The 3485-nt window shown below is 71.4% G+C and carries 3 protein-coding genes; all 3 read right to left on the bottom strand.

The window, feature by feature from the left end; all coding sequences use genetic code 11:
- Positions 1 to 38: 38 nt before the first annotated feature.
- Positions 39 to 545, bottom strand: a complete 507-nt coding sequence (locus tag ABZ646_RS43195; protein WP_360532281.1) for a MarR family winged helix-turn-helix transcriptional regulator — start codon at positions 543 to 545, stop codon at positions 39 to 41.
- A 109-nt stretch (positions 546 to 654) separates the two neighbouring features.
- A complete protein-coding gene (locus tag ABZ646_RS43190) occupies positions 655 to 3057 on the bottom strand; it encodes an excinuclease ABC subunit UvrA (protein WP_360532278.1) in 2403 nt (800 codons plus the stop codon).
- A 227-nt stretch (positions 3058 to 3284) separates the two neighbouring features.
- The coding region (locus ABZ646_RS43185) for a hypothetical protein (protein ID WP_360532275.1) at positions 3285 to 3485 on the bottom strand (201 nt) is incomplete at its 5' end.

Genomic DNA, 3485 nt, shown 5'->3' with positions numbered 1-3485 from the left:
GCCGCGGACACGGTGTCCGCGGCGGGCCCGTCGGCGTGCTACCGCCGCCGCCAGGGCAGCGCCTCCTGCTCGCCGGTGTCGGCGTCCATCTGCTGGAGGGCGGCGCTGATCGCCTCGCCGATCACGGCGAACTGGGTCACCTGCTCGGGGGTGAGGGCGTCGAAGACGGCGCGGCGGACCGCCTCGACATGACCGGGAGCCTCGCGTTCCAGGAGGGCAAGACCGGCCGGGGTCAGAACGGCCAGCTGGTTGCGGCGGCTGGCCGGGTCCTCGCGGCGGTCGACATAGCCGGCCTCCTGGAGGCGGGTCACGGCGTGGGTGAGTCGGCTGCGGGTGATCTTCAGCCGCTCGGCCAGCTCGGACATGGTCAGGCTGTGATCCTTGACCGAGGACAGGTGGGCGAGCAGGGTGTAGTCGGCGTGGGTCATCCCCGCGTCGCGCCGCAACTGGCGGTTCAGGTGGTCGGACAGGTGCGTGGAGAACTGGACGTAGGCCAGCCACGCCCGTCGTTCCTCGGGGTTCAGCCAGCGGGGCGTCGAGGTCATGGACGTACCCTAACGAGGGGCGTTTGAACATTCACACCTCGCCCCGTGCCACCGTGGCCCGGCGGACCGCACAGCGGGCGGCGAGGGACGCCGCCCGCTCCGGCTCCCGTCACTCCCCTGCCGAGTCCCGGGCGCCCACGTACTCGGCGAGGTGCCGGCCGGTGAGGGTGGCGCGGGCGGCGACGAGGTCGGCGGGGGTGCCCTCGAAGACGATCCGGCCGCCGTCGTGGCCGGCGCCGGGGCCGAGGTCGATGATCCAGTCGGCGTGCGCCATGACCGCCTGGTGGTGCTCGACCACGATGACCGACTTGCCGGAGTCGACCAACCGGTCGAGCAGGCCGAGGAGTTGCTCGACGTCGGCGAGGTGCAGGCCCGCGGTGGGCTCGTCGAGGACGTAGACGCCGCCCTTGTCCGCCATGTGCGTGGCCAGCTTCAGGCGCTGGCGCTCTCCGCCGGACAGGGTGGTCAGGGGCTGGCCGATGGTGAGGTAGCCGAGGCCGACGTCCCGCAGCCGCCGGAGGATGCGGTGGGCGGCCGGAATGTGCGCCTCGCCCGCGCCGAAGAACTCCTCGGCCTCGGTCACCGGCATCGCCAGCACCTCGCTGATGTCGCGCCCGCCGAGCCGGTACTCGAGGACGGACGCCTCGAACCGCTTTCCGTCGCACTCCTCGCAGGTGGTGGCGACCCCGGCCATCATCGCCAGGTCGGTGTAGACGACGCCGGCGCCGTTGCAGGTGGGGCAGGCGCCCTCGGAGTTGGAGCTGAACAGGGCGGGCTTGACCCCGTTCTCCTTGGCGAAGGCCTTGCGGATCGGTTCGAGCAGACCGGTGTACGTCGCCGGGTTGCTGCGCCGGGAGCCGCGGATGGCGCCCTGGTCGACCGAGACGACCCCGGCGCCGGCCGGGATCGACCCGTGCACGAGGGAGCTCTTGCCGGAGCCCGCGACGCCGGTGACGACGGCCAGCACCCCGAGCGGGATGTCGACGTCGACGCCCTGGAGGTTGTGGGTGGCGGCGCCGCGGATCTCCAGGGCACCGGTGGGCTTGCGGACCGTCTCCTTCAGCGAGGCGCGGTCGCCGAAGTGGCGGCCGGTGAGGGTGCCGCCCCCGCGCAGGCCCTCCACGCTGCCCTCGAAACAGACGGTACCGCCGCCCGCGCCCGCGCCGGGGCCGAGGTCGACCACATGGTCGGCGATCGCGATGACCTCCGGCTTGTGCTCCACGACGAGGACGGTGTTGCCCTTGTCACGCAGCCGCAGCAGCAGGCCGTTCATGCGCTGGATGTCGTGCGGGTGCAGGCCGGTGGTGGGCTCGTCGAAGACGTAGGTGACGTCGGTGAGCGAGGAGCCGAGGTGGCGGATCATCTTGGTGCGCTGGGCCTCGCCGCCCGACAGGGTGCCGGCCGGCCGGTCCAGGGAGAGGTAGCCGAGGCCGATCTCCACGAACGAGTCCAGGGTGTGCCGGAGCGTCGCCAGGAGGGGGGCCACCGACGGCTCGTCGAGACCCTCGACCCAGGCGGCCAGGTCGCTGATCTGCATCGCACAGGCGTCGGCGATGCTGATCCCGTCGATCTTCGAGGAGCGGGCGCCCTCGCTGAGCCGGGTGCCGTCGCACTCGGGGCAGGTGGTGAAGGTGACCGCACGTTCCACGAACTCGCGGATGTGCGGCTGCATCGACTCCTTGTCCTTGGAGAGCATCGACTTCTGGATGCGCGGGATCAGACCCTCGTAGGTCATGTTGATGCCCGCGATCTTCATGCGGGTCGGCTCGCGGTGCAGGAAGTCCTGGAGTTCCTTCTTCGTGAATTCGCTGATCGGCTTGTCCGGGTCGAAGAAGCCGGACTCGTTGTAGAGACGGGAGTTCCAGCCGCCGCCCTTGTAGCCGGGGACGGTGATCGCGCCCTGGTTGAGGGACAGCGTCTCGTCGAAGAGCTGGGTGAGGTCGAGGTCGGTGACGGCGCCGCGGCCCTCGCAGCGCGGGCACATACCGCCGGTGATGCTGAAGCTGCGGCGCTCCTTCACCTTCTGTCCGCCGCGTTCGACGGTGACGGCGCCCGCACCGCTGATCGAGGCGATGTTGAAGGAGAACGCCTTGGGCGAGCCGATGTGCGGCTTGCCGAGCCTGCTGAAGAGGATGCGCAGCAACGCGTTGGCGTCGGTGGCGGTGCCCACGGTGGAGCGCGGGTCGCCGCCCATCCGCTGCTGGTCGACGATGATCGCGGTGGTCAGGCCGTCGAGGACGTCGACCTCGGGGCGGGCGAGGTTCGGCATGAAACCCTGGACGAAGGCGGGGTAGGTCTCGTTGATCAGCCGCTGCGACTCGGCGGCGATGGTGTCGAACACCAGCGAGCTCTTGCCCGAGCCGGAGACCCCGGTGAAGACCGTCAGCCGGCGCTTCGGGATCTCGATGCTGACGTCCTTGAGGTTGTTCTCACGAGCACCGTGCACCCGGATCAGGCCGTGTGTGTCGGCCACGTGGGGCGTGGGCGTCTGCGTCCCGGTCGTTCTGGCCATGCTCAAACCCGTCTCCATCCGCTGCGCGGTGCCTGCGTCGATGGCGGCCACGCTAGCCCGGGTGGGACGGTGATGCTTCTCCATTACTGACCGGATCCCGGCGCCGGGCGTGCCGGGGAAGCGGCGCCACCGGCTGACGGGCCGTGCAGGCGGCGCTCGGCGCGAGCACCTGACGGCGCCGCTCGCCCGGTTCCCGGCTTCTCAGCCACCGCCGGCACCGGGTGCGTTCAGCCGACCACGCCACCCGCAGGGCGCATGCAGCCGACCATGCCCACCGCCCGGGCGGTCAGGCGGACCGCGCCGACCCACCGACCCAGCCGCACGCCTTCGCGCTGAAGTCTCCGGTGCCCGAGCGCGTCGGCCCGTCCGGCCGTGTCCCGCGCCCGGGAAAGCCCGGCGACGCCCGCGCGACTCCCGGCTACGAAATC

This window comes from Streptomyces sp. NPDC007162, assembly GCF_040634175.1.
GTDB lineage: Bacteria > Actinomycetota > Actinomycetes > Streptomycetales > Streptomycetaceae > Streptomyces.
This window is presented reverse-complemented; position numbering and strand designations above follow the sequence as displayed.